The 24,609-nt window shown below is 67.3% G+C and carries 28 protein-coding genes and 1 pseudogene; 24 read left to right on the top strand and 5 right to left on the bottom strand.

The window, feature by feature from the left end; all coding sequences use genetic code 11:
* Positions 1-6 precede the first annotated feature (6 nt).
* From nuoL to ACGFNP_RS12940, 4 genes are read left to right on the top strand one after another with little or no spacing between them, the layout of a single operon-like run.
* Positions 7-1,884: an NADH-quinone oxidoreductase subunit L gene (nuoL, locus tag ACGFNP_RS12925; RefSeq protein ID WP_393319661.1), complete on the top strand. Its 1,878-nt coding sequence runs from the start codon at positions 7-9 to the stop codon at positions 1,882-1,884.
* Positions 1,884-3,443: an NADH-quinone oxidoreductase subunit M gene (locus ACGFNP_RS12930; protein ID WP_358339555.1), complete on the top strand. Its 1,560-nt coding sequence runs from the start codon at positions 1,884-1,886 to the stop codon at positions 3,441-3,443. Before nuoL ends, ACGFNP_RS12930 begins: the two co-directional genes overlap by 1 nt.
* A 47-nt stretch (positions 3,444-3,490) precedes the next feature.
* Positions 3,491-5,026 (top strand): NADH-quinone oxidoreductase subunit NuoN, encoded by a 1,536-nt coding sequence (nuoN, locus tag ACGFNP_RS12935; RefSeq protein ID WP_393319664.1) that lies wholly within the window; start codon positions 3,491-3,493, stop codon positions 5,024-5,026.
* 9 nt (positions 5,027-5,035) lie between these two features.
* On the top strand, positions 5,036-6,025 hold the full coding sequence (locus tag ACGFNP_RS12940) for a polyprenyl synthetase family protein (protein WP_358339559.1): 990 nt from the start codon (positions 5,036-5,038) through the stop codon (positions 6,023-6,025).
* Here ACGFNP_RS12940 and rarD read toward each other — a convergent pair.
* On the bottom strand, positions 5,993-6,913 hold the full coding sequence (gene rarD / locus ACGFNP_RS12945) for an EamA family transporter RarD (RefSeq protein WP_358339560.1): 921 nt from the start codon (positions 6,911-6,913) through the stop codon (positions 5,993-5,995). The two genes, ACGFNP_RS12940 and rarD, sit on opposite strands and share 33 nt — an antisense overlap.
* Before the next feature lie 116 nt (positions 6,914-7,029).
* Here rarD and msrA point away from each other — a divergent pair, with 116 nt between their 5' ends.
* From msrA to ACGFNP_RS13015, 14 genes and pseudogenes are all read left to right on the top strand, one after another.
* Positions 7,030-7,695, top strand: a complete 666-nt coding sequence (msrA, locus tag ACGFNP_RS12950) for a peptide-methionine (S)-S-oxide reductase MsrA (protein WP_358339562.1) — start codon at positions 7,030-7,032, stop codon at positions 7,693-7,695.
* A gap of 119 nt (positions 7,696-7,814) precedes the next feature.
* Positions 7,815-8,177 carry a hypothetical protein gene (locus ACGFNP_RS12955; protein WP_358339564.1) on the top strand — a complete coding sequence of 121 codons (363 nt, stop codon included), beginning with the start codon at positions 7,815-7,817 and terminating at the stop codon, positions 8,175-8,177.
* Between the two features lie 39 nt (positions 8,178-8,216).
* Positions 8,217-8,600 (top strand): hypothetical protein, encoded by a 384-nt coding sequence (locus ACGFNP_RS12960; RefSeq protein WP_358339566.1) that lies wholly within the window; start codon positions 8,217-8,219, stop codon positions 8,598-8,600.
* Positions 8,601-8,610: 10 nt separating this feature from the next.
* The gene (locus tag ACGFNP_RS12965; protein WP_358339568.1) at positions 8,611-9,078 is read left to right on the top strand and encodes an NUDIX domain-containing protein; all 468 of its coding nucleotides are present in this window, start codon (positions 8,611-8,613) and stop codon (positions 9,076-9,078) included.
* Between the two features lie 213 nt (positions 9,079-9,291).
* A complete protein-coding gene (locus ACGFNP_RS12970; protein WP_358339570.1) occupies positions 9,292-9,603 on the top strand; it encodes a hypothetical protein in 312 nt (103 codons plus the stop codon).
* Positions 9,579-9,995, top strand: a complete 417-nt coding sequence (locus ACGFNP_RS12975) for a PIN domain-containing protein (protein ID WP_358339571.1) — start codon at positions 9,579-9,581, stop codon at positions 9,993-9,995. The genes ACGFNP_RS12970 and ACGFNP_RS12975 overlap by 25 nt, the downstream gene beginning before the upstream one ends.
* Before the next feature lie 195 nt (positions 9,996-10,190).
* Positions 10,191-10,499 carry a type II toxin-antitoxin system prevent-host-death family antitoxin gene (locus tag ACGFNP_RS12980; RefSeq protein WP_358339573.1) on the top strand — a complete coding sequence of 103 codons (309 nt, stop codon included), beginning with the start codon at positions 10,191-10,193 and terminating at the stop codon, positions 10,497-10,499.
* Between the two features lie 3 nt (positions 10,500-10,502).
* Positions 10,503-11,021, top strand: coding sequence for a type II toxin-antitoxin system RelE/ParE family toxin (locus ACGFNP_RS12985; protein WP_358339575.1), 519 nt, complete (start codon positions 10,503-10,505; stop codon positions 11,019-11,021).
* Between the two features lie 21 nt (positions 11,022-11,042).
* Positions 11,043-11,138: pseudogene (locus ACGFNP_RS12990) on the top strand (peptide-methionine (S)-S-oxide reductase); the annotation flags it as partial.
* Between the two features lie 171 nt (positions 11,139-11,309).
* Positions 11,310-11,780 carry a hypothetical protein gene (locus ACGFNP_RS12995; protein WP_393317896.1) on the top strand — a complete coding sequence of 157 codons (471 nt, stop codon included), beginning with the start codon at positions 11,310-11,312 and terminating at the stop codon, positions 11,778-11,780.
* On the top strand, positions 11,777-12,130 hold the full coding sequence (locus ACGFNP_RS13000; protein WP_393317899.1) for a hypothetical protein: 354 nt from the start codon (positions 11,777-11,779) through the stop codon (positions 12,128-12,130). The genes ACGFNP_RS12995 and ACGFNP_RS13000 overlap by 4 nt, the downstream gene beginning before the upstream one ends.
* A gap of 293 nt (positions 12,131-12,423) precedes the next feature.
* Positions 12,424-13,479 carry a sensor histidine kinase gene (locus ACGFNP_RS13005; RefSeq protein WP_393317902.1) on the top strand — a complete coding sequence of 352 codons (1,056 nt, stop codon included), beginning with the start codon at positions 12,424-12,426 and terminating at the stop codon, positions 13,477-13,479.
* A 5-nt stretch (positions 13,480-13,484) separates the two neighbouring features.
* On the top strand, positions 13,485-14,171 hold the full coding sequence (locus ACGFNP_RS13010; RefSeq protein ID WP_358339585.1) for a response regulator transcription factor: 687 nt from the start codon (positions 13,485-13,487) through the stop codon (positions 14,169-14,171).
* Positions 14,172-14,207: 36 nt separating this feature from the next.
* The gene (locus tag ACGFNP_RS13015; RefSeq protein ID WP_393317905.1) at positions 14,208-15,557 is read left to right on the top strand and encodes a nitrilase-related carbon-nitrogen hydrolase; all 1,350 of its coding nucleotides are present in this window, start codon (positions 14,208-14,210) and stop codon (positions 15,555-15,557) included.
* Between the two features lie 187 nt (positions 15,558-15,744).
* On the opposite strand, the gene ACGFNP_RS13020 is transcribed toward ACGFNP_RS13015, so the two are convergent.
* Complete coding sequence (locus ACGFNP_RS13020) at positions 15,745-17,082, bottom strand: cytochrome bc complex cytochrome b subunit (protein WP_393317908.1); 1,338 nt, start codon at positions 17,080-17,082, stop codon at positions 15,745-15,747.
* Positions 17,083-17,671: 589 nt separating this feature from the next.
* Between ACGFNP_RS13020 and ACGFNP_RS13025 the strand changes: the two genes are divergently transcribed.
* Together ACGFNP_RS13025 and ACGFNP_RS13030 are read left to right on the top strand one after the other, a co-directional pair.
* Entirely contained in the window at positions 17,672-17,908 is a 237-nt protein-coding gene (locus ACGFNP_RS13025; RefSeq protein ID WP_358339772.1) for a type II toxin-antitoxin system RelE/ParE family toxin, read from the top strand.
* Positions 17,908-18,207, top strand: coding sequence for a helix-turn-helix domain-containing protein (locus ACGFNP_RS13030; protein WP_103956704.1), 300 nt, complete (start codon positions 17,908-17,910; stop codon positions 18,205-18,207). The genes ACGFNP_RS13025 and ACGFNP_RS13030 overlap by 1 nt, the downstream gene beginning before the upstream one ends.
* Positions 18,208-18,456: 249 nt before the next feature.
* On the opposite strand, the gene ACGFNP_RS13035 is transcribed toward ACGFNP_RS13030, so the two are convergent.
* A complete protein-coding gene (locus ACGFNP_RS13035; protein WP_393317911.1) occupies positions 18,457-19,704 on the bottom strand; it encodes a serine hydrolase domain-containing protein in 1,248 nt (415 codons plus the stop codon).
* A gap of 173 nt (positions 19,705-19,877) precedes the next feature.
* Between ACGFNP_RS13035 and ACGFNP_RS13040 the strand changes: the two genes are divergently transcribed.
* The 4 genes from ACGFNP_RS13040 to ACGFNP_RS13055 all read left to right on the top strand — a co-directional run bounded on the left by ACGFNP_RS13040 (position 19,878) and on the right by ACGFNP_RS13055 (position 22,765).
* Positions 19,878-20,036, top strand: a complete 159-nt coding sequence (locus ACGFNP_RS13040; protein WP_358339593.1) for a hypothetical protein — start codon at positions 19,878-19,880, stop codon at positions 20,034-20,036.
* A gap of 92 nt (positions 20,037-20,128) precedes the next feature.
* On the top strand, positions 20,129-21,061 hold the full coding sequence (locus ACGFNP_RS13045) for a GNAT family N-acetyltransferase (protein WP_393317914.1): 933 nt from the start codon (positions 20,129-20,131) through the stop codon (positions 21,059-21,061).
* A 41-nt stretch (positions 21,062-21,102) separates the two neighbouring features.
* Complete coding sequence (gene hemC, locus ACGFNP_RS13050; RefSeq protein ID WP_358339597.1) at positions 21,103-22,101, top strand: hydroxymethylbilane synthase; 999 nt, start codon at positions 21,103-21,105, stop codon at positions 22,099-22,101.
* A gap of 358 nt (positions 22,102-22,459) precedes the next feature.
* On the top strand, positions 22,460-22,765 hold the full coding sequence (locus ACGFNP_RS13055; protein ID WP_358339599.1) for a hypothetical protein: 306 nt from the start codon (positions 22,460-22,462) through the stop codon (positions 22,763-22,765).
* A 111-nt stretch (positions 22,766-22,876) separates the two neighbouring features.
* Here the strand turns inward: ACGFNP_RS13055 and ACGFNP_RS13060 are convergent, their stop codons facing one another.
* Together ACGFNP_RS13060 and ACGFNP_RS13065 are read right to left on the bottom strand one after the other, a co-directional pair.
* On the bottom strand, positions 22,877-23,530 hold the full coding sequence (locus tag ACGFNP_RS13060; RefSeq protein WP_358339600.1) for a response regulator transcription factor: 654 nt from the start codon (positions 23,528-23,530) through the stop codon (positions 22,877-22,879).
* Positions 23,527-24,603 (bottom strand): sensor histidine kinase, encoded by a 1,077-nt coding sequence (locus tag ACGFNP_RS13065; RefSeq protein ID WP_393317919.1) that lies wholly within the window; start codon positions 24,601-24,603, stop codon positions 23,527-23,529. Before ACGFNP_RS13065 ends, ACGFNP_RS13060 begins: the two co-directional genes overlap by 4 nt.
* Positions 24,604-24,609: the final 6 nt, after the last annotated feature.

Genomic DNA, 24,609 nt, shown 5'->3' on the forward strand with positions numbered 1-24,609 from the left:
GGCGGCATGATCGGGGCCTCTTGGCTGATGATCGCCTTCCCGTTGCTGGGTGCGGCGATCCTGCTGATCCTCGGACGCATGACGAACCGGTGGGGCCATCTGCTGGGCGTGGCCATGTCCCTCGCCTCGTTCGTCGTGGCGGTGCTGACCTTCCTGGAGCTCATCGGTCTGCCGGCTGATCAGCGCCGCCAGGCCGTACATCTGTATGAGTTCATTCCCGGCATGGTCGACATGGGGTTGCTGATCGACCCGCTGTCGATCAGCTTCGCGCTGCTGATCACGGGTGTCGGATCGCTGATCCACATCTACTCGATCGGCTACATGGCGCACGACCCGGAGCGGCGCCGGTTCTTCTCCTATCTGAACCTCTTCGTCGCCGCGATGCTCCTGCTGGTGCTGGCCCACAACTACGTGGGGCTGTTCATCGGCTGGGAGGGCGTGGGTCTGGCGTCGTACCTGCTCATCGGGTTCTGGCAGTTCAAGCCCTCGGCGGCGGTCGCGGCCAAGAAGGCGTTCATCGTCAACCGGGTCGGTGACTTCGGGCTGCTGGTCGGGATGTTCGTCATCCTGGTCACCTTCCACACGCTGACCTTCAGCGAGCTGGGCGCGCAGATCGCCAAGAGCCCGCCGTCCGGCGGCGCGGTCACCGCGATCGGCCTGCTGCTGCTCCTCGGTGCCTGCGGTAAGTCGGCGCAGCTCCCGCTGCAGTCGTGGTTGCTCGACGCGATGGAGGGCCCGACCCCGGTCTCCGCCCTCATCCACGCGGCGACCATGGTCACCGCCGGTGTCTACCTGGTGGTCCGCTCCGGGGCGTTCTTCTTCCCGGAGGGGTCCCCGCAGGCGCTGGCCGTCTCGATCGTCGGCGCGGCCACGCTGCTGGCCGGTGCCATCATCGGTTGCGCGAAGGACGACATCAAGAAGGGCCTGGCGGGCTCTACGATGTCGCAGATCGGGTACATGATGCTCGGCGCGGGCCTCGGTCCGGTGGGTTACGCCTTCGCGATCGGCCACTTGATCACGCACGGCTTCTTCAAGGCCGACCTGTTCCTCGGGGCCGGGTCGGTCATGCATGCCATGAACGATGAAGTGGACATGCGGAAGTACGGCGGGCTGCGCAAGTACATGCGGACGACCTTCGCGACGTTCTTCATCGGCTATCTGGCGATCATCGGGTTCCCCCTGCTGTCCGGATATTTCACGAAGGACGGCATTATCGAGACCGCGGTTCATCACGCGCCGGTGCTCGGCTGGCTGGCCGTGCTGGGGGCGGGCATCACCGGCTTCTACATGTCGCGGATGGTCTTCATGACCTTCTTCGGCGAGAAGCGGTGGGAGAAGGACGCGCACCCGCACGAGTCGCCCGCGGTCATGACGTGGCCGCTGATCATCCTGTCGATCGGCGCGGTCTTCCTGGGTGGCTACCTGATCATCAGCAACCGGCTGATGGACTTCCTGGCGCCGGCGGTCGGTGCGCCCCCGCTGTCGGAGAGGCCGGAGTTCGACCCGTTCAGCACGGCCGGTCTCGCCACGCTGGCGCTGGTCGCCGTCGGGGCGGGCTTCGCCTGGGTCAGGTACGGCAGGGCCGAGGTGCCCGCCGTGGCGCCGCGCGGTTCGGTCCTCACCACGTTCGCCCGCCGCGACCTGTACGGCGACGCGCTCAACGAGTCCCTGTTCATGCGTCCCGGCCAGTGGCTGACCCGCTTCGCGGTGTACTTCGACAACCGCGGCATCGACGGGCTGGTCAACGGCCTGGCGGCGGGCATCGGCGGGACCTCGGGGCGTCTCAGGCGGATCCAGACGGGCTTCGCCAGAACCTACGCGCTGTCCATCCTGTTCGGTGCTGCCCTCCTGGCAGGCGCCCTGCTCCTCGTTGGGAACATCTGATGTCACCCTGGCTCCCGATACTCATGGCGGTGCCCGTCCTGGGCGCCATCGTGGTGGCCCTGCTTCCCAAGGGCAGTGACAAGCTGGCCAAGCAGGTCACGCTGCTGGTGTCCCTGGTCGTGCTGGCGCTGACGCTCGTGGTGGCGGTCCAGTTCAAGACTGGCGGCCCCAGGTTCCAGTTCCAGGCGGTCTACGACTGGATCCCGAGCTTCGGCGTGAAGTTCGGGGTCGGCGTCGACGGCATCGCGCTCGTCCTGATCGCGCTGTCGGCGGTGCTGGTGCCGATCGTGGTGCTCGCCTCCTGGCACGACGCCGACGGCACGCAGAGCGCCGACGGCACGCTGATCACCCCGAAGCGGTCGGTCAAGACGTACTTCTCGCTGCTGCTGGTGCTGGAAGCGATGATGATCGGCGTCTTCGCGGCGACCGACATCTTCCTGTTCTACGTGTTCTTCGAAGCCATGCTGATCCCGATGTACTTCATGATCGGGTCGTACGGCGGTGCGCAGCGGTCGTACGCGGCCGTCAAGTTCCTGCTGTACTCGCTGTTCGGCGGCCTGCTCATGCTGGTCGCGGTCATCGCGCTGTACGTGGTCGCGGGCAAGAACACGTTCATGTTCCCCGAGCTCGTCGGCGCCATCCAGGACCCCGCGACGCAGAAGTGGCTGTTCGCCGGGTTCTTCATCGCCTTCGCGATCAAGGCGCCGCTCTGGCCGGTGCACACCTGGCTGCCCGACGCGGCCGCGCAGGCTCCGGCGGGTGCCGCCGTCCTGCTCGTGGGCGTGCTCGACAAGGTGGGTACGTTCGGCATGCTCCGGTTCTGCCTGGAGCTGTTCCCCGACGCGGCCAAGGCGTTCACGATGCCGATCGTGGTGCTCGCGGTCATCAGCATCATCTACGGCGCGATCGTGGCCATCGGGCAGACCGACATGAAGCGGCTCATCGCCTACACGTCGATCTCGCACTTCGGCTTCATCGTGATGGGCGTGTTCGCCATGTCGCAGGTGTCGCAGTCCGGCGCCGCGCTCTACATGGTCAACCACGGCTTCGCCACCGGCGCGCTGTTCCTGGCCGCCGGGTTCCTCATCGCCCGGCGCGGCTCGCCGCACATCGCCGACTACGGAGGCGTGCAGAAGGTCACCCCGCTGCTGGCCGGCTTCTTCCTGATCGCCGGTCTGGCCGGGCTGTCGCTGCCGGGGCTGTCGTCGTTCGTCAGCGAGTTCATGGTGATGATCGGCACCTACTCCAGCACCGCCTTCGGCTCCGGCGCGCTCGCGGTCGCGGCGATCGTCTCCGCGCTCGCCGTGATCCTGGCCGCCGTCTACATCCTGTGGATGGTGCAGCGGGCGATGAACGGGCCGACCGCCGAGTCGGTCAAGGCGTTCAAGGACCTGAACGTGCGCGAGATCGTCGTGCTCGCGCCGCTCGTCGCGCTGATCATCGGCTTCGGCTTCTTCCCCAAGCCGCTGCTCGACGTGATCAACCCCACGGTCACCCAGACGCTGGTCAACGTGAAAGTGGACAACCCGGCTATCGCTGAGAAGGGGGCCGGCCAGTGAACGACGCTGTCGTGGCGCCGACCATCGAATACGGCACGCTGGCGCCGATGCTGCTGGTCTTCGGCGCGGCCGTCGTCGGCGTGCTCGTAGAGGCGTTCGCGCCGCGGTACCTGCGTAAGTCGATCCAGGTGCCCGTCACCCTGCTGTCGCTGGCCGGTGCGTTCGCGCTGGTCATCCTGCAGGTGGTCAAGGGCGCCGTGCCGACGGCCCCGGTCGCCATGGGCGCGGTCGCGGTCGACGGGCCCTCGCTGTTCATCTGGGGCATCATCCTCGTCCTGTCGTTCGTCTGCGTGCTGATGATCAACGACGAGGGTCACTTCGTCGCCTCGGCGGCGGCCGTGCCCGGCAGTGCCGACGAGGAGGAGGCCGAGGCCGCCGGTGGCTCGCACACCGAGGTCTACCCGCTGGTGCTGTTCGCGGTCGGCGGCATGCTGCTCTTCCCCGCCTCTCATGACCTGCTGACCATGTTCGTCGGCCTTGAGGTCATGTCGCTGCCGCTGTACCTGCTGTGCGGCCTGGCCCGCCGTCGCCGCCTGCTGTCGCAGGAGGCGTCGATGAAGTACTTCCTGCTGGGCGCGTTCTCCTCGGCGTTCTTCCTGTACGGCACGGCCATGGTCTACGGCTACGCCGGGACGGTGTCGTTCACCGGCATCAGCAAGGCCCTGGCCACCGGTTCGCTGCTCGACCCGATCCTGCTGCTCGGGCTCTCGCTGCTCGGTGTCGGCCTGCTGTTCAAGATCGGCGCGGCGCCCTTCCAGGCCTGGAAGCCGGACGTCTACCAGGGTGCTCCGACGCCCATCACCGCGCTCATGGCCTCCGGCACGCTGGTCGCGGCCGTGGGCGCCGTGCTGCGGGTGTTCTGGGTGGCGCTGGGCAACATGGACTGGGACTGGCGGCCGGTCATGTGGGCCGTCGCGGCCCTGACGATGGTGGTCGGCGCGATCCTGGCGATCACGCAGACCGACATCAAGCGCATGCTGGCCTACTCCTCGATCGCGCACGCGGGCTTCCTGCTGATCGGCGTCATGGCCACGTTCGACAAGAGCCTGCAGAACGCCAAGTCGCTCTCGGCGATCCTGTTCTACCTGCTCGTCTACAGCATCACCACGGTCGGCGCGTTCGCGGTGGTCACGATGGTGCGCGATCCCGGAGGCGAGGCGGGCCACCTGTCCCGCTGGGCCGGGCTGGGCAAGCGCGCGCCGATCCTGGCCGGCATCTTCGCGTTCTTCCTGCTGGCCTTCGCCGGCATCCCGCTGACCAGCGGCTTCTTCGGCAAGTACGCCGTGTTCGCCGCCGCGCTGGCCAGCGGGTCCGAGGCCGGTGACTCGCTCGGGGGCTGGATGACCGGGCTGGTCGTGCTGGGCGTCATCGCCTCCGCGATCGCCGCGTTCTTCTACGTGCGCGTCATCGTCCTGATGTTCTTCAGCGAACCGGCGGCCGACGGCCCCTCGATCGCGGTGCCCAGTATGGGGACCGTGGCCGTCATCGCGATCTCGCTGCTGGTTACGGTAGGAGTGGGGCTCTTCCCGCAGCCCATGCTCGACCTCGCCAACCAGGCTGCATCCGGCCTGTTCATCAGATAGGGGATCTGTATGTCCGCGCCTCCCGTGGTTGACCTTCCCATTGAGGACGAACGGTTGGCGCAGGACGTGGCCAACGGACTGGCCGCGGTCGAGAAGCTACTGCGCTCGTCGGTGGAGAGTGAGGATGCCTTCGTCACGGAGGCGTCCAAGCACCTCATCGAGGCGGGCGGCAAGCGCTTCCGCACGCTGATGCTGCTGCTCGCGGCCCAGTTCGGGGATCCGTCGGCGCCGGGCGTCGTGCCCGGCGCCGTGGTCATCGAGCTGACCCATCTCGGGTCGCTCTACCACGACGACGTCATGGACGAGGCTCCGGTACGCCGGGGCTCCCCGTCGGCCAACGCCCGGTGGGACAACACCGTGGCCATCCTCACCGGCGACTACCTGTTCGCCCAGGCGTCGGACCTCCTGGCGGACCTCGGGCCGGAGCTCATCCGCATCCAGGCCCAGACCTTCTCCCGCCTCGTACAGGGTCAGATCCGTGAGACCGTCGGGCCGCGTGGTGACGAGGACCCGGTGGCGCACTACATCAGCGTGCTGGCGGACAAGACCGGGTCGCTGATCGCGGCCTCCGGCCGGTTCGGGGCGCTGCTGTCGGGGGCGCCCACCGACGTCGAGGAGCGGCTCAGCCGGGCCTGTGAGGCGATCGGGGTGGCTTGGCAGCTCGGGGACGATCTGCTCGACGTGGCCTCCACCTCGACGGAGTCGGGCAAGACGCCGGGGACCGATCTGCGGGAGGGCATCCGTACGCTGCCGGTGCTCTACGCGCTGGCCTCGGCGCCTTCGTCGCGGCTGGCCGAACTGCTGTCCGGGCCGGTGGCGGAGTCGGACCTGGAAGAGGCCCTGACACTGCTGCGGGCGCACCCGGCGATGAGGCAGGCACGGGCGGAGCTGGATGCCTGGGTGGACCGGGCTCGTACCGACATTTCCGGCCTCCCAGACATCCCCGCCAAGAACGCATTTTTGGCGCTATGTGACTACGTTGCTCAGCGTTCTGGGTGATTTCCTGATCCGGGCGGCGTGAGCCGTACGGATGCTGTCGTAGGTGAAGATGGCCAAGGCCAGCCACACGATCGAGAACCCGATCCAGCGGCTGGCCGGCATGGTCTCCTTCGCGACCAGCACCCCGCACAGGAACTGCAGGACCGGCGCGATGTACTGAAGCAGACCGATCGTGCTGAGCGGCACCCTGATCGCGGCGGCGGTGAAGCACAGCAGCGGCACCGCCGTGATCACCCCTGCCCCCGCCATGAGCAGCGCATGGCCGAGGCCCTCGCTCCCGAACGTGGACTGCCCGGTCTGCCCGAGAAAGAGGATGTAGGCCAGCGCGGGGGCGAGCAGCACCAGGGTCTCGACGGTGAGGCTCTCGGCCGCGCCCACGTTCGCCTGCTTCTTCACCAGCCCGTACACCCCGAAGCTGACGGCCAGCGCCATCGCGATCCACGGCGGCCGGCCGTAGTCGATGGTCAGCACCAGCACGGCCAGCGTCCCGAACCCCACCGCCACCCACTGCAGCGGCCGCAGCCGCTCCTTGAGCAGCACGACCCCGAACAGCACGCTGATCAGCGGGTTGATGAAGTACCCCAGGGAACTCTCGACCACGTGATCGGTGTTGACGGCGTAGATGTACACGCCCCAGTTGACGGTGACGATGACGGCCGCCAGCGTCAGCAGCCCGAGCTTCCTGGGCTCCTTGAGCAGCCCTCTCACCCAGGACCAGTGACGCCGCACGGCCAGCACCGCGAGGACGGCGACCAGCGACCAGGCCATACGGTGCGCGAGGATCTCGACGGCTCCTGACGGCTTGAGCAGCGGCCAGTACAGGGGGAACAATCCCCACATCGTGTAGGCGGCAGCCCCGAACAGCACACCGCGCCTCAGGTCAGGCATGTAGCCCATTTTCGGGCATTACCACCTTTAAACACAAATGCGTATTTCTGTACGGAAATATGTAGGACTCCTAAATGGTTGAGGGTCTTGTAGCGTAGCTCTCAGGAGGTGGCACGATGGGTTGGCTGTTCGGCGGCAACAAGACATCGATGGTTGGTCCCTCGGACGCTCTGACCGGGCGTTCCGCGGAGATGCCGGTCCCGGCGCGGCACGCGGTCCTGGACGCGCCCCTGGCCCCGCCGTACCCTCCGGGCACGGAGATCGCCGACTTCGGCATGGGCTGCTTCTGGGGCGCCGAGCGCATATTCTGGCAGACCCCCGGGGTTGTCACGACCGCGGTCGGCTACCAGGGCGGCTACACGCCCAACCCGACGTACGAAGAGGTCTGCAGCGGCCTCACCGGACACACCGAGGCGGTCCGGGTGGTGTACGACCCGTCGAAGGTGTCGTACGAGGAGCTGCTGCGCGTCTTCTGGGAGGCCCACGACCCGACGCAGGGCATGCGCCAGGGCAACGACGCCGGCACCCAGTACCGCTCGGCGATCTACTGGCACTCCCCGGAGCAGCAGAAGGCGGCGGAGGCGTCGCGGGACGCGTACCAGGAGGTCCTGAAGGGGGCGGGGTACGGCGAGATCACCACGGAGCTGGCTGCGGCGGGGCCGTTCTTCTTCGCGGAGGAGTATCACCAGCAATATCTGTACAAAGTGCCCAATGGGTACTGCGGAATCGGCGGGACGGGCGTGGCCTGCCCCGTTGGTCTGACAACCAGCGACGGCGAGTGATAATTCGCGGTACGCGGCGAGGGAGTGAGACGGAGGCGCTGGCCGGGAGTCTCACTCCCGAGGAACGTCAGCTGATCCGTGTCCTCGATCTTCAGCGCCTCGCCCTGGAGAAGGAGGGCATGGCGCCCGAACGTGCGGCGCAGTTCGAGGAACCGACCTATGGCGTTCTTTCCTCACTCAAGTGGTGGGAGGACTTGGTCCACGACATGGAGGAGTGGCCTGGCCAGGACTTTTACCCGGTCTACGAGTACCTCAATGAGCTGACCATTCGGGATGGTCTGGAGGAGTACTGCGAGGCTCTGCAAGGGATGGCTCGCACCAAGCTCACCAGCACTCTGAACCGCCTCGACGACCGCTATCGCGCCGTGACGCACGAAGACGGCGGCGCTGAGCTTGCGCAGTACTGGCGGCCCCTCGCAGAGGGGAACGAGACACGATGGTGGTGGACTCGAAGGCCGAACGATCTACCCCCGGGCTGGTAGTCGCTCGTAGCTGCCCAGACGCAGCCCAAGATCGCACGATTGCTGACCGAGACAGCGCAACGCGGTGTCTCGGTCAGACTGTGCTTCGGCGACCCGAACGCTCAGGCCGTCCTGACGCGAGACCGTGAGGAGGGACTTGGTGGCACTCTGGCGGCCAAGATCCGATCGTCCCTGACGTACTACCGGGCACTGCCCGATCTCGACGGTTGCGAGATGCGGCTACATTCCACCACGCTCTACGTCTCACTGTTTCGCTACGACGATGACGTCCTGGTCAACCCGCACGCGTACGGTGAACCGGCGTCGGCCAACCCGACCTTCCACTTCCGCCGTCTGGACGGCGGGACGATTGCGGACCACTACATGTCATCGTTCGAGCGCGTCTGGGCCGGTGCAGTGCCGTGGTCCGGTGCGGAGATCTGAAAGGCAGCTCATGGGACGAGTCGAGTACTGGAACGACCCGGACGCACCGAAGGCGAACAGCCTGGTACCCGCCTGCGGGACGGTCACGGTGGACGACGCGGGGCGCATCCTGATGCAGCGCCGACGCGACACCGGTCAGTGGGCTCTGCCCATGGGCAAGATGGAGATCGGGGAGACACCGTCCCAGTGCGCCGTGCGGGAGACCGAGGAGGAGACCGGCGTCCGCGTCGAGCCGGTGGGCATCCTGGGCATCTACTCCGACCCCGGTCACATCGTGGCCTACACCGACGGCGAGATCCGGCAGGAGTACGAGGTGATGCTGATCGCCCGTCCGGTCGGCGGTCGGCCAGGGGCCAACGACGAGGCCAGCGACGTCCGCTGGGTAGACCCGGGCGACCTTCAATCGCTGGACATCCATCCCACTCAATGGCGGCAGATCAACGACTACCTAGAACGCGCCTACCCCCACGTTGACTGACATTGCCCATGTAAACCTCCTCACATGAATTGTTGCATAGAGTTAAGCCTTGCAATCAGCAGTACCTTACAAAGTGCCCAACTGCGGAATCGGCGGCCCGGGGTCTCCTGTCCGGTTGGACTGACGTCCAGCGACGCGTCGGCATACGTAGCGGCCGGTCCTCAGGTAAGGCGAGGACCGGCATTTTGCTACTTGAAGTAGTAAACTGAGCCTATGAGCATGCCAGAGCGAGACTTCGCCCCGGGAGACGGCCCGGCCGCCAAGGTCAGTGTGTCTCTGAGAGCGGGCAACATTCGCGCTGTCCGCGAGCGGGTCGGGGCCCGCGGGTTTTCCGCCTATGTTGATGCCGCTGTGGAGCGCCAGATCGAGCGGGATCTCTTGGAGGAGGCGCTGCAGGCGAACGAGGCCGCTTGTGGGCCGATCCCACAGTCTTTGCGTGATGAGGCGGCGGAGTTGTTCCACCGCGTCAAGTCGGCGCCCGAACTCCAAGAGGAGGATGGATGGCGCGCGCACGAAGCCGGTTGAGCGCGGGCACCGTCGTTCTCGATTGCGAGGGGCTCGTGCAGTGGTGCGAGGCCGACCAGCGGGTGACAGCGTTTGTGCGGGAGGCGCAGGACAACGACTTTCGGGTTGTGGTCAGCGCCATGACACCGATCGAGGCACAAGACATCACCGTCAAAAGCGATCGTCTCAGGTGGTACCTGTCCCGGCTGAAGATCGAGCCGGTGACCGAGGACATCTCGTCGCGAGCGATCGAGCTTCTTCGAGATGCCCGCCTGCACGGTCACAAGTACGCCATCGACGCTGTGGTCGCGGCCACCGCACTGCGCTCGGTGCGCCCTGCAATCGTCCTGACGTCTGACGAGGACGACATGACCAAACTGTGCGGGAAAGCAGTGCAGGTGGTCGGTGTCTGAGACTGCTTGCGGTCGAGCGGGAATCTCCGGAACTGTTGCGGGAGGCGAACCTCCACCACCAGCAGTGTGCCTAATGGGTACTGCGGGATCGGCGGGACGGGCGTGAGCTGCCCGGTCGGTCTGACATCCGGAGAGGCGTGAGCCTGTGCTCGCTCAGGGATCGCGGTTCTGTGCAGAAAGATATACAGTTGATGCATGACTGTTCTGCACGACGCTACTGAGCTGAGTGTCACAGAGGCGGCCCAGCGAGGCGTTGCCCGCCTGGTGGCTGATGCGGAGCAGGGGACCGATCTGGTGGTCACCCGTCGGCATCAGCCAGTGGCGGCCGTGGTGAGCATTCGCCGACTCAAAGAGTTGGAGGAGGCCGCGGCTGATCTGCGCGATCTTGCGCTTGTGCTCGCTCGGTCGGTCGGTGACACGGGGGAGCGGGTTTCGCTCGATGACGTGCTTGCCGCCTTCGGGCAAACTCGCGAGTCGCTGGCCGCCATCCCGGACGATGAGTGAGTCGTGTCCGACGTCGTCTTCACGGCGCCGGCGGTCGACGACCTCCGACGCATTGGCCCAGATGCGGTGCCCAAGGTGCTCAAGAAGATCCTTCTCCTGCTGGATAATCCTGAGGCCGGTTACCCGCTCGGTGGGGAGCTGACCGGTTTTCGGAAGCTGGTGGTCGGCCGTAACACCTGGCGTGTCGTCTACCGGATCACTGAGGACAAGTCGGTGGAGATCTGCGAGGTGTGGGCTGTCGGTGAGCGTGCCGACGCGGAAGTGTACGCGGAGGCGACAGCGAGGGTTCGCGAGGCGGGTGCTGCCCGTCCTGAGCTTGTCCAGCTCGGCCAGGTGATCGAGCGTCTCGGCACGCTGGCCGATCATCTTCGGATTGAGGAAGCACCCCCTAGAGAACCGGTTCCGGATTGGCTGGCGGACCGGTTGATCTACACGGTCGGGATGGCCCGCGAGGACGTTGCCGCTCTTGATCTTCAAGAGGCCGTCGACCTGTGGGCGGAGTACCGGTCTAGGTCTCATTAGGTCGCACATCTATTACCGGAAGCGAAGCGCTACCACCAGCAGTACCTTCAGAAAGTTCCGAACGGCTACTGCGGCATCGGTGGCACCGGTGTTTCCTGCCCGGTCGGCCTGACCTAAAGGCAAAGTCCTGCGCTTCGCGCGGGGCTCCCTGATTGGGGGGCCGAGCCCCCCAAGACCCCCGGGTGGGGCCTTCCGGCCCCACGCCCCGGCGTCCTAGCGCTGCACCGCGACTCATCGGTGTTCCCTGATCGCCTGTGTTCAGATCGTGTTCTGACTTACCCTGGATGAGTGAGCACCAGCCATGCCGACGCCGTCACGTTCTCCGACCTCTCGAGAAACCCCCGGGCCGTTGCCGAGCGCGCGGCACGCCTGGGACGTGTCCGAGTCACGCATCGGGACGCCCCCGACTTCTACCTCACGGCGGTAGACCGTGAGGAGGAGCGCGACCAGACGCTGGCCACGGCGTCCCGGCTCTTTCTTGCCTTGATCAAACACGATCCCACCGCGCGTGCATTGGTCCTCGCCATGCCTGAGGTCTTCCCCTGGGTGCGCCACCTTTCTCCGGAAGAGCTTCGCGCCTTTACCTTGGAACTGGTTGAGGCGCTCTCCGATGCCGCGGAGTTGGACGTTGATGTCACCACTCAAGAGGTCATCGCAGGGTGGCGGGCAACCGCTCGGATCAAGGCTGACCCTGAACGCTATGCCGAGGCCCGCAAGCCGACCGTAGGTGACTTCGGGCCGGTGGAGGTTTCAGCGTGAGCCCGAAACGCGGCGATCGCGTTACGGTGCCACCGCCGGATGACGAGTGGGACGTGCGGTTCGGTACCAGCGACGCGGTCAGGGGATGGGAAGAACTGTGTCGTCATGCCTTGGCCAATACGCGCCGATGCTTCGAGGTCCTGCGTGCTGATCCCCGTTCACGCTCAAGCCATGACCGCCAGCATCGCCTACGCGGCGATCTCGCGACTCATCGTCACAATGGCAAGGACCTGGAGCAGTGGGAATTCGAGGTCACCAGCGGCGGACGTGTCCGCTATGTCATAGATGACGTTTCTCGCACTGTCTGGGTGGTCTACGCATCGCCTCGACACCCGAAGGACACCGATTAGGCGGCTATTGATGCCCTGGTCGAAGTGCTACCACCAGCAGTACCTTCACAAAGTTCCGAACGGCTACTGCGGCATCGGTGGCACCAGCGTCAAGCTAGGTGACCCGTCCGAGTGGGTGTCGGCAGCTGTTTCGCAGCATGAATCCGCACCCGAGCTCCAGGGAGAGGGCGGATGGCGCGGCGGAGCCCGGGATGTTCACTCTGGAGAGTGACGGCAGAGGGCTAATAAGTCCTGATAATGGGCGGATGTTCGCAGCGGGCCGGGTTGGTAGGGCGGTTGACGGGGCGCTTGCGGTGGGCGTGGTCCTGGCTACGGTTGGGCCGCTTCTGCTGCCCGATCCCAAACCTTGGTGGATCATCGGACTGGGGCTGTTGGCGTCGGTGCCGGTGTGGTGGCGTAGGCGGGCGCCGATGGTGGTGGCGGTGGTGGTCGGGGCGGCGATGTCGGTGATGGTGACGTGGGAGAAGCCGTTCCTGCCCTTCGGGCCGCTGCTGGCCGTCTACACGATCGCCGACCTGAGCCCCACGTGGAAGAGACTGGCGGCGATTCCGGTGATCGTCGCGGCTGTGGGCATCTCGCTGGTGCTGCCGGGGGAGAACGACGAGACCTTCCGGCTGATGGGGACTGCCTTCGTGGCGGCCTACGCGCTGGGCACCAGTGCCAGGGCGAGCCGCTCGCGAGCTGCCGAGCTGGCCGAGCGGGCGCGGCGGCGGGAGCAGGAGCACATCGCGGCGGTAGCCGAGGAGCGCACCCGGATCGCGCGCGACATGCATGACATCGTCACCCATTCCGTTGGGCTGATGGTGGTTCAGGCCGAAGCCGGGCCGGTGGTGGTGCGCAGCGACCCAGACAGGGCCGAGGCGGTTTTCGATGTGATCGCCGGCACGGGAAGGGGGGCGCTGGCCGAGCTCCGGGGGGTGCTCGCCGCGCTGCGGTCCCCGGGGGAAGGTGGCGGACCGGCGTGGGGCCATGCCGGCGAGTCCCTGTTTCAGCCCCGTCTGGCCAACCTCCCGGCGCTGGTCGAGCGCAGCGGCCTCGATGTGGTGAGCACGACCGTCGGTACCCCGCGCCCGGTCGCCGAAAGCGTTGAGGCCGCCGTCTACCGCATCGTTCAGGAGGCGCTGACCAACGTGCGCAAGCACGCCGGTACGCGTGCCGTACGCCTCACTCTGACCTGGCGGGAGAGCCTGACGGTGGAGATCGCCGACGACGGGCGGGGGCCGGGTGAGGGCGGCGGGTACGGGCTGGCTGGGATGCGGGAACGGGCGGCGGCATGTGGCGGGACGCTTAGGGCCGGGGTGGGACGAAACGGGGGCTTCTTGGTTGAAGCGGAATTTCTGCTTGAATAACCCGCATGTTACGGGTGCTCATCGCCGACGACCAGGACCTGTTCCGCGCGGGGTTCGGGCTGATCCTGGACGCGCAGCCGGACATGGAGGTGGTCGGCGAGGCAGCCGACGGCGAGGAGGCGATCATCGAGGCCAGGCGGCTCCAGCCGGACGTGGTCCTGATGGACGTGCACATGCCGGGCAAGAACGGCATCGAGGCGACCAGGGAGATCTGCGCCACCACCGCCGCCAAGGTGCTCGTGCTGACCATGTTCGACCTCGACGAGTACGTCTACGACGCGGTCCGGGCGGGAGCGAGCGGTTTCCTGCTGAAAGACATCCGGCGCGACGAGCTCGCCCATGCCGTGCGTACCGTCGCCTTGGGTGAGGCCCTGCTCGCCCCGGCGGCGACCAGGAGACTGCTGGAGGACCTGGTACGCAGGCCCGCCCACGGCGTCGCCCCCCGGCTGGCGGCCAGGCTGGACGCACTGACCGAACGCGAGCGCGAGACGCTGAAGCTGGTCGCGCGCGGCCTGTCGAACGCGGAGATCGCCGCCTCGCTCGTGGTAACCGAGCACACGGTCAAGACGCACGTCAGCCGCATGCTCACCAAGCTGGACCTGCGGGACCGCGTCCAGGCCGTGGTGCTGGCCTATGAGTCCGGGCTGGTGGTCGCCGGTGAGAGTGACAACGGAGATCACACTCGAGACTGACGCGCCGGCAGGGTGGGGAGAAGCACGATCGTCGGCATGGAACGCATCCTTCTCACCCTCGCCTCCGCCGTCCTGATGCACTTCGGCACCGGTCTCCACCCCGTTTGGTGGCTCACCTGGCTCGCGCCGCTGCCCGTCCTGTTCCTGGCTCGCCGGGCGGGCAAGGCTACGGCTTTCGCCGCTGGGACGCTCGTCTGGCTCGTCGGCCAGGCGCAGATGTGGCCGTACTTCACCCAGCCCCTCGAGATGCCGCCCGCGCTGGCCGCCGCCCTCATCGCGGGCCCCGCGCTCTGCTACGGCCTGGGCGTGCTGCTCTTCCGCACCCTGCTCGTGCGCGGCAGGCCGCTCCTGGCGGCGGCAGCCGTACCGGCTGTCTGGGTAACCACTGAGTACGTCATGAACCTCGCCGGACCGCACGGGGCCTGGTGGAGCCTGGCGTACACGCAGGCCGACTTCCTGCCCGTGCTGCAGACCGCCTCTGTCGCCGGGGTCTGGGGCATCACCTTCCTCCTGCTGTTCGTGCCCGCCTCGATCGCGGTCCTGCGGCCACGCGCGGCGGTGGTCTCGGGCGTGCTGGTCGCGCTCACGCTCGGCCATGGGTTTGTACGGCTCGCGACGCCCGCCGACACCGGAGGACGGAAGGTCGCGTTGGTCGCGACGGACAACTCCGAGGATCTTGTCCGCCGGTACGGCGAGGCCATCGACACCGCGGTGGCCCGCGGCGCGGAGATCGTGGTGCTGCCCGAGAAGGTTTTCGAGACCGCCGACCTGCCGTTCGCCCGCCCGGGCGTGGAGGTGGTCGCGGGGATCGCCATGGAGACCAACAGCGCGGTGAGCTACCCCTCCGGCGTGCGCTACGACAAACACCACATGATCCCCGGGGTGGAGCGCGAGTTCCGGCCTGGCACCAGCTTGGCCTTCCTCGACGGCAATCGGCTCGGCCTCATCATCTGCAAGGACCTCGACTTCCCCGGCCTGGTCAGGGAGTACGGCAAGGCCGGCGTCGCCGCCCTGCTCGCGCCCGCCTGGGACTTCGACGAGGACGCGTGGCTGCACAGCCGCATGGCGGTGGTGCGCGGCGTGGAGAACGGCCTGGCGGTGGCCCGTGCCGCACGCGAGGGATGGCTGACGGTCAGCGACAACCGCGGCCGGATCGTGACCGAGCGCTACAGCGACAAGACGGGCATGACCACGGTCACGGCCACCCTGCCTCGGGACGGCTCGGCCACCCTCTACACCGCCCTGGGCGACTGGGCCGCGTGGGCCTCGGCCGGGTTGCTGCTGCTCGCGCTCGGCGTGCTGGCCCGTACGAAGTCTTCCAACTCGGTGAGCGAGGGCCCGATCGGCGGGACCAGGATAAGCCTGTCGACACCGAGCTCGGTGTAGGCGGCGACGATCTCCGGGATGAGGTGCCGAGCGGGCCTGACGGACGACGTCTTTCGGGGGCGGGTGGAGCTTGCCGGCGACGTGGCCGCCATGTACGACATGGGCCGTGCGTGATCGCGCCTCAGCTCCCTCGCGGGTTCACGGGTACCTCAAGGACGATGGCGTGAGCGCCGTCGGCGTGTCACTGTCATCTCCCCGAGGCGATCGCCGGCTCTCGGCGCTCTTGCTGCGCCGGCGCCAGCTGTTCGTGGAATCCGCCGTCGGGGGACCGCGTGATGATCCCGGTCTCCACTCCGTGCTCGGCCACGTGGTGATCCGTCTGTTGAAGTGCGAGGCAGATCCACCGGGTGATGACGAAGGCGATGACGGGGCCGATGACCACGGCGAACCTGAAGAAGATCGTCACAGCATTGACGTTCATCTGGAACTGCTGGGCGATCTGGTCGTTGGCCGCGGCTGCCCACAGCAGGCCGTAGAACGTGACGCCGACGGCCGCGATGGCTGTCTTCACCGGGGTCTCACGTGGGCGATCGAGCAGGTCGTGCGCGAACGTCTCGCGGGCCATGCGGCTCGTGGCCTTGGGCCGGCCCAGCGCGTCACGGCGGCCGCGTCGCGAGAGGAGGAAGCGCTCGGCCATGGGGTAGGCGGCCAGGGCGGTGAAGAAGGCCCCGGGTATCACCAGTGTGGGGATGAGGACCGCGAGGCTGAGTGTGTAGTCCCCGACGGTGAGTTCCCACCCGGGCATGATCCGGAGGGCGCCGTCGAGGAACCCCATGTACCAGTCGGGAACCGAGCCCGCCGAGATCTGCGTCGGCTTGGCAGGGCCGTACAGCCATATAGGGGCGATCTGGAACCCGAACCCGAGAATGATCAGCATGCCGATCGTCGCGAGCGCCATCATCGGGCGTGCGCTCCGCCGCGTCGGCAGCGAGGCGATGAATCGGGAGTGGCCGTGCCGCCGCACCAGCAGGTTGCGGGCGATCAACAGCGCGACCATGACGACCGCGATCAGCAGGTGCCCCCCGTACATGACCGGAATGACCCTGTCGCCGGGAAAGCCCGGGCCGAACAGCAGCGACAGCGCCCAGGTTCCCACTACGGGGATGGACTGCACAACCGACATGATCAGCCACAGGCTCCCGCCCGACAGCATGTCGTCAGGCAGGGCGTTACCGGTCTCGCCCGCGGCCATGCCCAGCGCCAGCAGCGTCACCCAGATCAGCCACTGCCCAGTGCGCGGGCGACGGAACGCGCCGGTGAGGAACATGCGCAGCAGCTGCACCACGACGGCCGCCACGAAGACGAGCGCCGCCCAGTGGTGGACCTGGCGGATGAGCAGGCCGCCGCGCACCTCCAGGCTCAGATGCATGGTCGAGTCGAAGGCATTGCTGACGAAGAGTCCGCGTAGAGGGCCGTACGAGCCGTCATAGGTCACCTGGGACATGCTGGGGTTGTAGAACACCATCAGCACCGCCCCGGTCACCGCCAGAACGACGAACGACCAGATGGCGATTTCCGCGAACATGAACGACCAGTGAGAGAACTGAAACGAGCGGTTTTTGGCCAATAGCGAACGCATTTGGGCCCCCTAACCTTGCCTACTCATATGACGGAATCGGACCCGGGAGTGTGACGCCAAATGGGGCGGCGGTGACGGTGATTCGCGTCACTACCATCGGATCCAGGCGACGCGAGGTGCGCGGCAGGTTGCGCGGGGCAATGGCGCAGACCCGCCTGGGTACCCGAAGGACACCGACTGGTCGACGCCGGTGGGGAGCGAGAGGTCGGCGTAGACCTGGTTGAGGACGGTGGGCAGCAAGGCTTGGGCTGTGGTCCGGCCGCCGGGCGACAAAGTCAGGTTTGTCCAGATCGCCAGTGTGACTTCATGGTCCGTGTCCTGGCCGATGAAGGAATTGAAGCCGGGCATCTCTCCGCCATCGGAGTCTCGAGGGCATTCGCGTTGCCTCTTCTGTCCGCCGGAGTGGTTGCAGGTAGTTGCGAAATCACTTTGAGTGGTCAAATTTCTGCGATCACCTGATCGCGGAATCTTGCCGCCATAGCATCGTTGCTATGGTCTGGGTAGCGTAGAGCTGGAACCGGAAGTTCGGGAGTGGCTGGAGAAGCTCTCGGCAGAGTCGTTCGCGCGAGCGGCTTTCTACATCGATCTGCTGGCGGCGGAAGGCCCGTTGCTGGGAGAGCCGTACACGCGACAGCTCGATGGCAAGCTGCGCGAGCTGCGGTTCTACCTTGATGATCTGACAATGCGGATCAGCTATCGAGAAGTGGACCGGGCGCGGCGGGCGTTGTCCCGTTGCAAGGACAAGGCACACTCGGCGGACGAGGAGTGGTGATGACCGAGCGGACCGATTGGGCTGATCTCCGTGACCGACGACTGTCCGAGCCCGGGGCGGCCGAGGCATACGATGCGGCTCGTCTCGCCTTCGAACTCGGTCGGGCAGTACGACAGATGCGGGAATCTCGTGGTTGGAGCCAGAGTGAGCTGGCTCGTGCGGCTGACATGACGCAGTCAGCGGTGGCCCGTTTCGAAGGAGGAGGCACCGTGCCGACGCTGCCGGTCCTCGAGCGACTGGCCAGGGCTCTGGACGCCGAGCTGGAGGTGCGAATCAGTCCACGTGCTCCCGCAGCCTGAGCCTGATTTATCGCACGATTTGTTCAAGGTGCCGAACGGGTACTGCGGGATCGGCGGCACGGGCGTGGCCTGCCCGGGCGGGCTGGAGGGCAGCCGCGCGGATCAAGGCTGACCCCGCACACTAAGCGGAGGCACGCAAGGCGACGAGTGGCGGTAGAGGTTTCGATTTGAGCCCGAAGCGCGGGGATCGGATTACGGTGCCACCCCTGAATGATGAGTGGGACGTCCGGTTCCGCACCAGCGATGCCGTCAGAGGCCGGCGTAGATCTGGTTGAGGGCGGTGGGAAGCAGGGCTTGGGCCGTGGGTTTGCCGTCGGGCGACAGGGTCAGGTTCGTCCAGATGACGAGCGTGACCTCGTTGTCCGGGTCGTGGCCGATGAAGGAGTTGAAGCCGGGCAGCTCTCCGCCGTGGTAGTACATCGAGGCGTTCGGACCGAAACGCTGGTAGGCGATGCCGTACCCGTACTTCTTGCCGCCGGGAGCGGCCGGGTCCTCGGCTTGCGGGCTGTGGAGCCACTGCTGCTGGAAGGCGGGGTTGAGGACCTTGCCCGTAACCAGGGCCCGGATCCAGGTGGCCAGGTCGTCCGCGGTGGAGATGGCGCCTCCGGCGGCGGTGGCGTAGGAGGGGTTCTGGTGGGTGTAGTCCATCGGCAGGAGCTTTCCGGACCGGGCCGCCGCCTGTACATCGGCGGGGTAGGGCCGGTCGACCAGCGCGTAGGCCGATCCGCCGTACATGTAGCCGTGTGAATAGGGGGTGGGGAGGGACAGGTCGGCGGCGGTGGGCAGTGAGGTCCCGGCCAGTCCGAGCGGGGCGAACAGCCGGTCCCGGAACTGCTGGGCCAGCGGGTGGCCGCCCGCCTTCTCGGCGACGAGGCCCAGCAGCGCGTAGTTGGTGTTGTTGTACTCGTAGGACCTGTCGGGTGCGAAGTTCGGCGGGTGCCGGAACGCGATGTCCAGCATCGCCTGCGGCGTCACGGCCTTGCCCGGGTTGGCGTCCATGGTCGCCGCGAGTTCGGGGGCGTCGGTGTAGTTGTAGAGTCCGCTGCGCATCTTCAGCAGCTCGGCGATGGTGATGTGTTCGCCGTTGGGCACTCCGGGAACGTAGGCGGACACCGGGTCGCTCAGCCGGAGTTCGCCGTCCTGGGCGAGGAGGAGGATCAGCGCCGAGGTCATGGTCTTGGTGTTGGAGGCGATTCGGAAGTGGTCGCCCGTGGTGGGCGGTTTGGCCGTCCCCAGCTCGGTTGTGCCGACAGTCGCCCGGAAAATTCCCTGTGGGGTGCGGAGCAGGACCAGCGCACCGGGAACCATGAGCTTCTTCGCCGCACGTTCGACGGTGGACTGGAACGCGGCCGGATCGATGGGCTTCAGCGCCGGCGGAGTGGCGCTTGCCGTCGGTTCATGCGTGGCCGACACGTCGGAGAGGGCCGTGAGACTCGCCTCCGAGGGCAAGGCGCAGCTCGCGATCAGCAGGGCTGCGCCCGGTGCCAGCAGAGCCATGCGGCGGGCGGTCCTCATGCTGACATCACCGCCCCCGTGCTTGGCGGTTCAGTACCGCGGCCAGGGCGATGCGGTACGACCAATGAGGACAAAACGGGACAATTTTATCATTTTTTCGATCGAGTTCCTCGACGTCCACCGCATGATGCCCAAGCAGATCAAAGAGCCTGCTGGTGACCGACGCGAGCCTCGCCGAGTTCCGCAAGATGGTCGACGAGGTGGAGACCAGGCCCAAGGACTCGACGTTCCTCAAGGAAAACGACCCAGCCTGGCTTCGCGACAACCGGCCGATCCTCCGAGGCTATGAGCAGGCGGAGAAGAACTACGGCTAGGAGCGTGCGCCCCCTGACACGCGCGGCGTCAGCTCCGCTGGCATCGGACATTCAGCCCACGGGTGGGAAGAAAGGTTCGCTAACCTCCTCAGGTGATTTCCTACCGTGCGATTGTCCCTGCGGAGCTCGACCGTGTGACCGCGTGGGTCGTGACCGAGCCCGTCGGCTGGATCCCGGCCGACCGCTACCTCGCGGAACTGGCCGAGAACATGTACCGGCCGGAGTGGACGTGGATCGCCGAGGTCGGCGACCGGGTCGTGGGGCGGGCGCTGTGGTGGGGGCCGAGGGACAGCGCGTACCCGGTCGCGCTCGATTGCCTCGACGTGGATCCCGCCCTGGGTGAGCGCACAGCAGTCGCCGCCGAACTGATCAGGGCCGCGCTGGCAGTGTTCCCACGACCGGTGCAGTACGCGATCAAGGCGGCCGGCGGCTGGCGTGACGATCCGGCCACGTCGGCGGCCGTGGAATGGCGGCGGGCGGCAGCACACGCGGCCGGCCTCACCCGGGAGGTGGAGCGGCTGCAGTTCGAGTGGGCGCCGGCCGACGGGGTGCCCACGGCGGCCGGGGCGTTGCGGTTCGCCGAGGCGTCCGATGAGGAGTTCCTGGCGGTGTTCGCGAGAATCGCCGAGGGCAGCCTGGACTTCCAGACCCGGACGAACGTGGCGGCCAAGGGCGTGGACGCGACCGCGCGCGAAGAGATGGACTTCTATCTCGGAGCGCCGGGCAAGCGGGAGTGGTGGCGGATCGCGTATACGCACGAGGGCGAGGTGGCAGGCATGGCGATCCCCTCGGCGACGCCGTACAGCGTGAACGTGGGGTATCTCGGGGTGGTCCCGGAGTTCCGGGGGCGCGGATATGTGGACGAGGTACTCGCCGAGATCACCCGCATGCACGCGGCCAACGGAGAGCCGCGCGTCACCGCCACCACCGACGTGGGCAACGCGCCGATGGCGGCCGCGTTCCTGCGCGTCGGATACCGCAACACGGAGATCCGGATCAACCTCTCCAACGACCTCCAGTCCTAAGGACTGGCTCGCCGTCTACCTCGACCGACCGGAAGATCATCATGACCGACGCCTTGATCAACCTGCTGCACGACGCGTTCCGCGACCGGCCGTTGCGGGTCGGCACCCGCAGTTCACCCATGGCTCTGTACCAAGCCAACGACGTACGCGACCGGATCCACCAGCGGGTACCGGGCCTGGACGTCGAGCTGGTGGCGATGACCACCAGCGCCGACCTGTGGCCCGGCGACCTGGCCGAACTGGGCGGGAAGGGCAACTTCACCAAGGAGATCGACCGCTCCCTGACGTCGGCTCAGGTCGATATCGCCGTGCACTGCATGAAGGACGTCCCCGGCGACGTGCCGCTGCCTCAAGGGACCGCGTTCGGCGCCTACCTCGAACGCGAGGACGTCCACGATGTCGTCGTCACCCGCGACGGCACGCCCCTCGCGGAATTCCCCCAGGGCTCCATCATCGGCACGAGTTCCGTCCGCCGCCATGCCCAACTCCACATGTACCGGCCCGACCTGCGGACCGAACCCATCCGAGGCAACGTCAACAGCCGCCTGGCCAAGCTGGACGGGGACACCAAGTACGCCGCGCTCATCCTCGCCCGCGCCGGCCTCGGCCGGATCGACGCCCTGGACCGGCACTATGAGGTTCTGCCGCTGGAGTTCCACCCGGCGGACAGCGGGATCGTCTCCATGGTGCCCGCCGTCGGCGCAGGCGTGATCGGCATCCAGGCCCGCACCGCCGACGACTCCGTCATGCGGCTGCTCGACGAGCTCAACCACCCCGCGACCGCCGCGCACATCCTGGCCGAACGCACGATGCTGCACATGCTGCGCGGCCACTGCAACAGCCCCATCGCCGGACACGCCTCCACCACGCCGGACGGGCAGATGTCGCTGTACGGGATGGTGTTCAACGGCGACGGCTCCCGGTTCGTCCGCGCCCACCTGTGGGGCGATCCGGGCGACCCGGCCACCCTCGGCTCCCGCGTCGCCTCCGACCTGCTCCACCAGGGCGCCCACCAACTGATCACCGAGACTCGGAAATAGGCAGCGGGCCTGGGCATGGCTTCCAGGGCGGCATTCCTGAGGTCGTAGTCCGGATGGTGGGGTAGCGGTCATCTTTCGGGGCCGAGCAGTTCGGCCACGACGTACAGGTCATCCGGCGCCGCCGTCAACTCGAAGTCATCGAGCTCGGGATGGACGCAGAGGAGCGCCACGTACATCGAGTACGGCCGCACCTCTTTCCGTTCCGACTGCTCGAGTTCCCGCCAGGATCGAACGGATGCGCCGGTCAGGTCGATCTCCTCGTAGGGGCCGCGCCAGGTGATGCGGCGCTCAACGTGCCGGAAGGTGCCCGTCTCGGAACACTTGGCGGGTCGTCTACCGGATCACTGAGCACAAGTCGGTGGAGATCTGTGAGGTGTGGGCCGTCGGTGAGCGAGCCGATGAAGTGTACGCGGAGGCGACGGCGAGGGTACGCGGGGCAGGTGGCGATCGTCTGGAGGTTGTCCAGCTCGGTCGGGTGATCGAGCGCCTCGGCGCCCTGGCTGATCACATCCAGGTGGCTGAAGCGTCCCGTAGAGAGCCGGTCCCTGACTGGCTCGCGGACCGGTTGATCTACACGGTTGGAATGTCCCGCGAGGACGTTGCCGCTCTCGATCTCGAAGAGGCGGTCGATCTGTGGGCTGACTTCCGGTCGCAAACGCGGTAGGTCAAACAAACTGCTATCACCAGCAGTATCGGCATGAGCCCGAAGCGCGGAGATCGGGTTACGGTGCCACCGCCGGCTGCCACATTCGGGTGGGAAACGGTGGTGGGAGCGTCACTCCGTTATGAGGCCGGCCTCGTGGGCGAGGACGGCCGCTTGTACGCGGTTCCGCAGGTCGAGCCGGGTGAAGATGCCGCTGACGTGGCCCTTGACCGTCCCCTCGACCAGGCCCAACCGGTTGGCGATCTGGCTGTTGGACAGTCCAGCGCCGAGCAGGGCCAGCACTTCGCGTTCCCGGTCAGTCAGCGCGCCCACCCCGGCGCGTGCTGCTGAGGCGCGGCGGAGTCCGCTGGATCGAAGTTGGCCGATCACCCGTGCGGCTATTTTCGGGGACAGATAGGCGCCGCCGCCGGCGACCGCGTGGACGCCGGCGATCAGCTCGCGTGGGTCGCCGGACTTGAGCAGGAAGCCGCGGGCGCCGTCGTCGAGTGCTCGGGCCAGGTAGGCATCCTCACCGAAGGTGGTGAGGATGGCGACGGCGACCGTGGGCGCCGTGCGGGTGATCTCGGCGCCGGCGGCGAGGCCGTCGAGGATGGGCATGCGGATGTCGAGCAGCGCCACGTCGGGGCGGTGCGCAAGGGTCAGTTCGATGGCCTCCCGCCCGTCCCCGGCTTCGGCCACCACGTCGATGTCCGGATCGGTGGTGAGGATGGCACGCACTCCGGCCCGGATCATCACCTCGTCGTCGGCCAACAGGACTCTGATCATGATTCCTCCAGGTGTGGCAACGTGACCACGACCTCGAACTCCTGATCACGTGGCCCGGCGTGGAGGGTTCCGCCGACGAGCCGGACGTGCTCCCGTAGTCCGGTCAGACCAGAGCGTCCTCCTGTACCCCGCTGCGCATTCCGTGACAGGGCGTTGGTCACGGTGATCACGGTGGTGCCGTCCGCCGTGGACAGCCGTACCCGCACAGCCGCCCCGGCCGCGTGCTTGGCGGCGTTGGTCAGCGCCTCCTGTACGACACGCTGCGCGGCCAGGTCGACCACCGGCGGAAGATGCCGTACGCCGTGCCACTCCAGCGATGCCGCCAGGCCGGCCCGGGCCGCCCGATCGACGAGGTCCTCGATACGGTCCGGCACCGGCCGCAGGGGCGGGGGCTCATCGGCGCGCAGCACGGTGAGGATCGCGGCCAGCCGTTCGGTCGCCAGCCCGGCACCGGCCCGCAGTTCCGTCGCGGCCTTCCGATGTCGGTCATCGAGATCGGGTGCCATCTCGAGAGCTCCGGCGCGCAGCGCCAGCAGGCTCAACTCGTGCCCGAGCGTGTCGTGCATGTCGTGGGCGATGCGGTTCCGCTCCTGCAACCGGGCCCGTTCGGCGGCGGTCGCGAGCAGTTCGGTCTGTTGGCGGATGGAGCGGCCCAGCACCCACGGCAACACCACCGTCAGACCGAGCAACAGGAGCCCGATGCCCCAAGCATCACCAGCGACCAGGCCGAGCGGGACGTTCAGCGCCGCCCCCGCCGCGAACACGCTCAGCGCCGGGGCCGGCCGGGGCATCCGGCGGCCGGCCAGCAGGCTGATCAGGAAGATGGCCGCGACGACCGCGACACTCCACACTGGGACGGCATCGCCCATGCCCAGCGCCGTCATGATGCTCGTGGCCGCGCACACCCCCAGCGAGATCACCGGGTACGTCGCCAGCAGCGCCACGGCCGCGACAGGCGCCAGCAAGGCCCCGGCCCATGCCCACGCCGGTAACTCGGCGTACGACAGGGCGACGACCGCGAGCAGTAGCGCCAGTATGCTCAGCGCCCACGGCGGGGCGGGCCACCTCGTCAACCGCCT

The organism is Nonomuraea sp. NPDC049269, from assembly GCF_043197155.1.
Lineage (GTDB): Bacteria > Actinomycetota > Actinomycetes > Streptosporangiales > Streptosporangiaceae > Nonomuraea.

Coding starts and splice junctions, on each gene's coding strand:
- hemC (WP_358339597.1), top strand. CDS start 21,103: ATGACCGACGCCTTGATCAACCTGCTGCACGACGCGTTCCGCGACCGG.
- ACGFNP_RS13060 (WP_358339600.1), bottom strand. CDS start 23,530: ATGATCAGAGTCCTGTTGGCCGACGACGAGGTGATGATCCGGGCCGGA.
- msrA (WP_358339562.1), top strand. CDS start 7,030: ATGGGTTGGCTGTTCGGCGGCAACAAGACATCGATGGTTGGTCCCTCG.
- ACGFNP_RS12930 (WP_358339555.1), top strand. CDS start 1,884: ATGTCACCCTGGCTCCCGATACTCATGGCGGTGCCCGTCCTGGGCGCC.
- ACGFNP_RS13030 (WP_103956704.1), top strand. CDS start 17,908: ATGACCGAGCGGACCGATTGGGCTGATCTCCGTGACCGACGACTGTCC.
- nuoL (WP_393319661.1), top strand. CDS start 7: ATGATCGGGGCCTCTTGGCTGATGATCGCCTTCCCGTTGCTGGGTGCG.
- ACGFNP_RS12965 (WP_358339568.1), top strand. CDS start 8,611: ATGGGACGAGTCGAGTACTGGAACGACCCGGACGCACCGAAGGCGAAC.
- ACGFNP_RS13015 (WP_393317905.1), top strand. CDS start 14,208: ATGGAACGCATCCTTCTCACCCTCGCCTCCGCCGTCCTGATGCACTTC.
- rarD (WP_358339560.1), bottom strand. CDS start 6,913: ATGCCTGACCTGAGGCGCGGTGTGCTGTTCGGGGCTGCCGCCTACACG.
- ACGFNP_RS12970 (WP_358339570.1), top strand. CDS start 9,292: ATGAGCATGCCAGAGCGAGACTTCGCCCCGGGAGACGGCCCGGCCGCC.
- ACGFNP_RS12955 (WP_358339564.1), top strand. CDS start 7,815: ATGGCGCCCGAACGTGCGGCGCAGTTCGAGGAACCGACCTATGGCGTT.
- ACGFNP_RS12975 (WP_358339571.1), top strand. CDS start 9,579: ATGGCGCGCGCACGAAGCCGGTTGAGCGCGGGCACCGTCGTTCTCGAT.
- ACGFNP_RS12940 (WP_358339559.1), top strand. CDS start 5,036: ATGTCCGCGCCTCCCGTGGTTGACCTTCCCATTGAGGACGAACGGTTG.
- ACGFNP_RS13010 (WP_358339585.1), top strand. CDS start 13,485: ATGTTACGGGTGCTCATCGCCGACGACCAGGACCTGTTCCGCGCGGGG.
- ACGFNP_RS13035 (WP_393317911.1), bottom strand. CDS start 19,704: ATGGCTCTGCTGGCACCGGGCGCAGCCCTGCTGATCGCGAGCTGCGCC.
- nuoN (WP_393319664.1), top strand. CDS start 3,491: ATGCTGCTGGTCTTCGGCGCGGCCGTCGTCGGCGTGCTCGTAGAGGCG.
- ACGFNP_RS13020 (WP_393317908.1), bottom strand. CDS start 17,082: ATGTTCGCGGAAATCGCCATCTGGTCGTTCGTCGTTCTGGCGGTGACC.
- ACGFNP_RS12980 (WP_358339573.1), top strand. CDS start 10,191: ATGACTGTTCTGCACGACGCTACTGAGCTGAGTGTCACAGAGGCGGCC.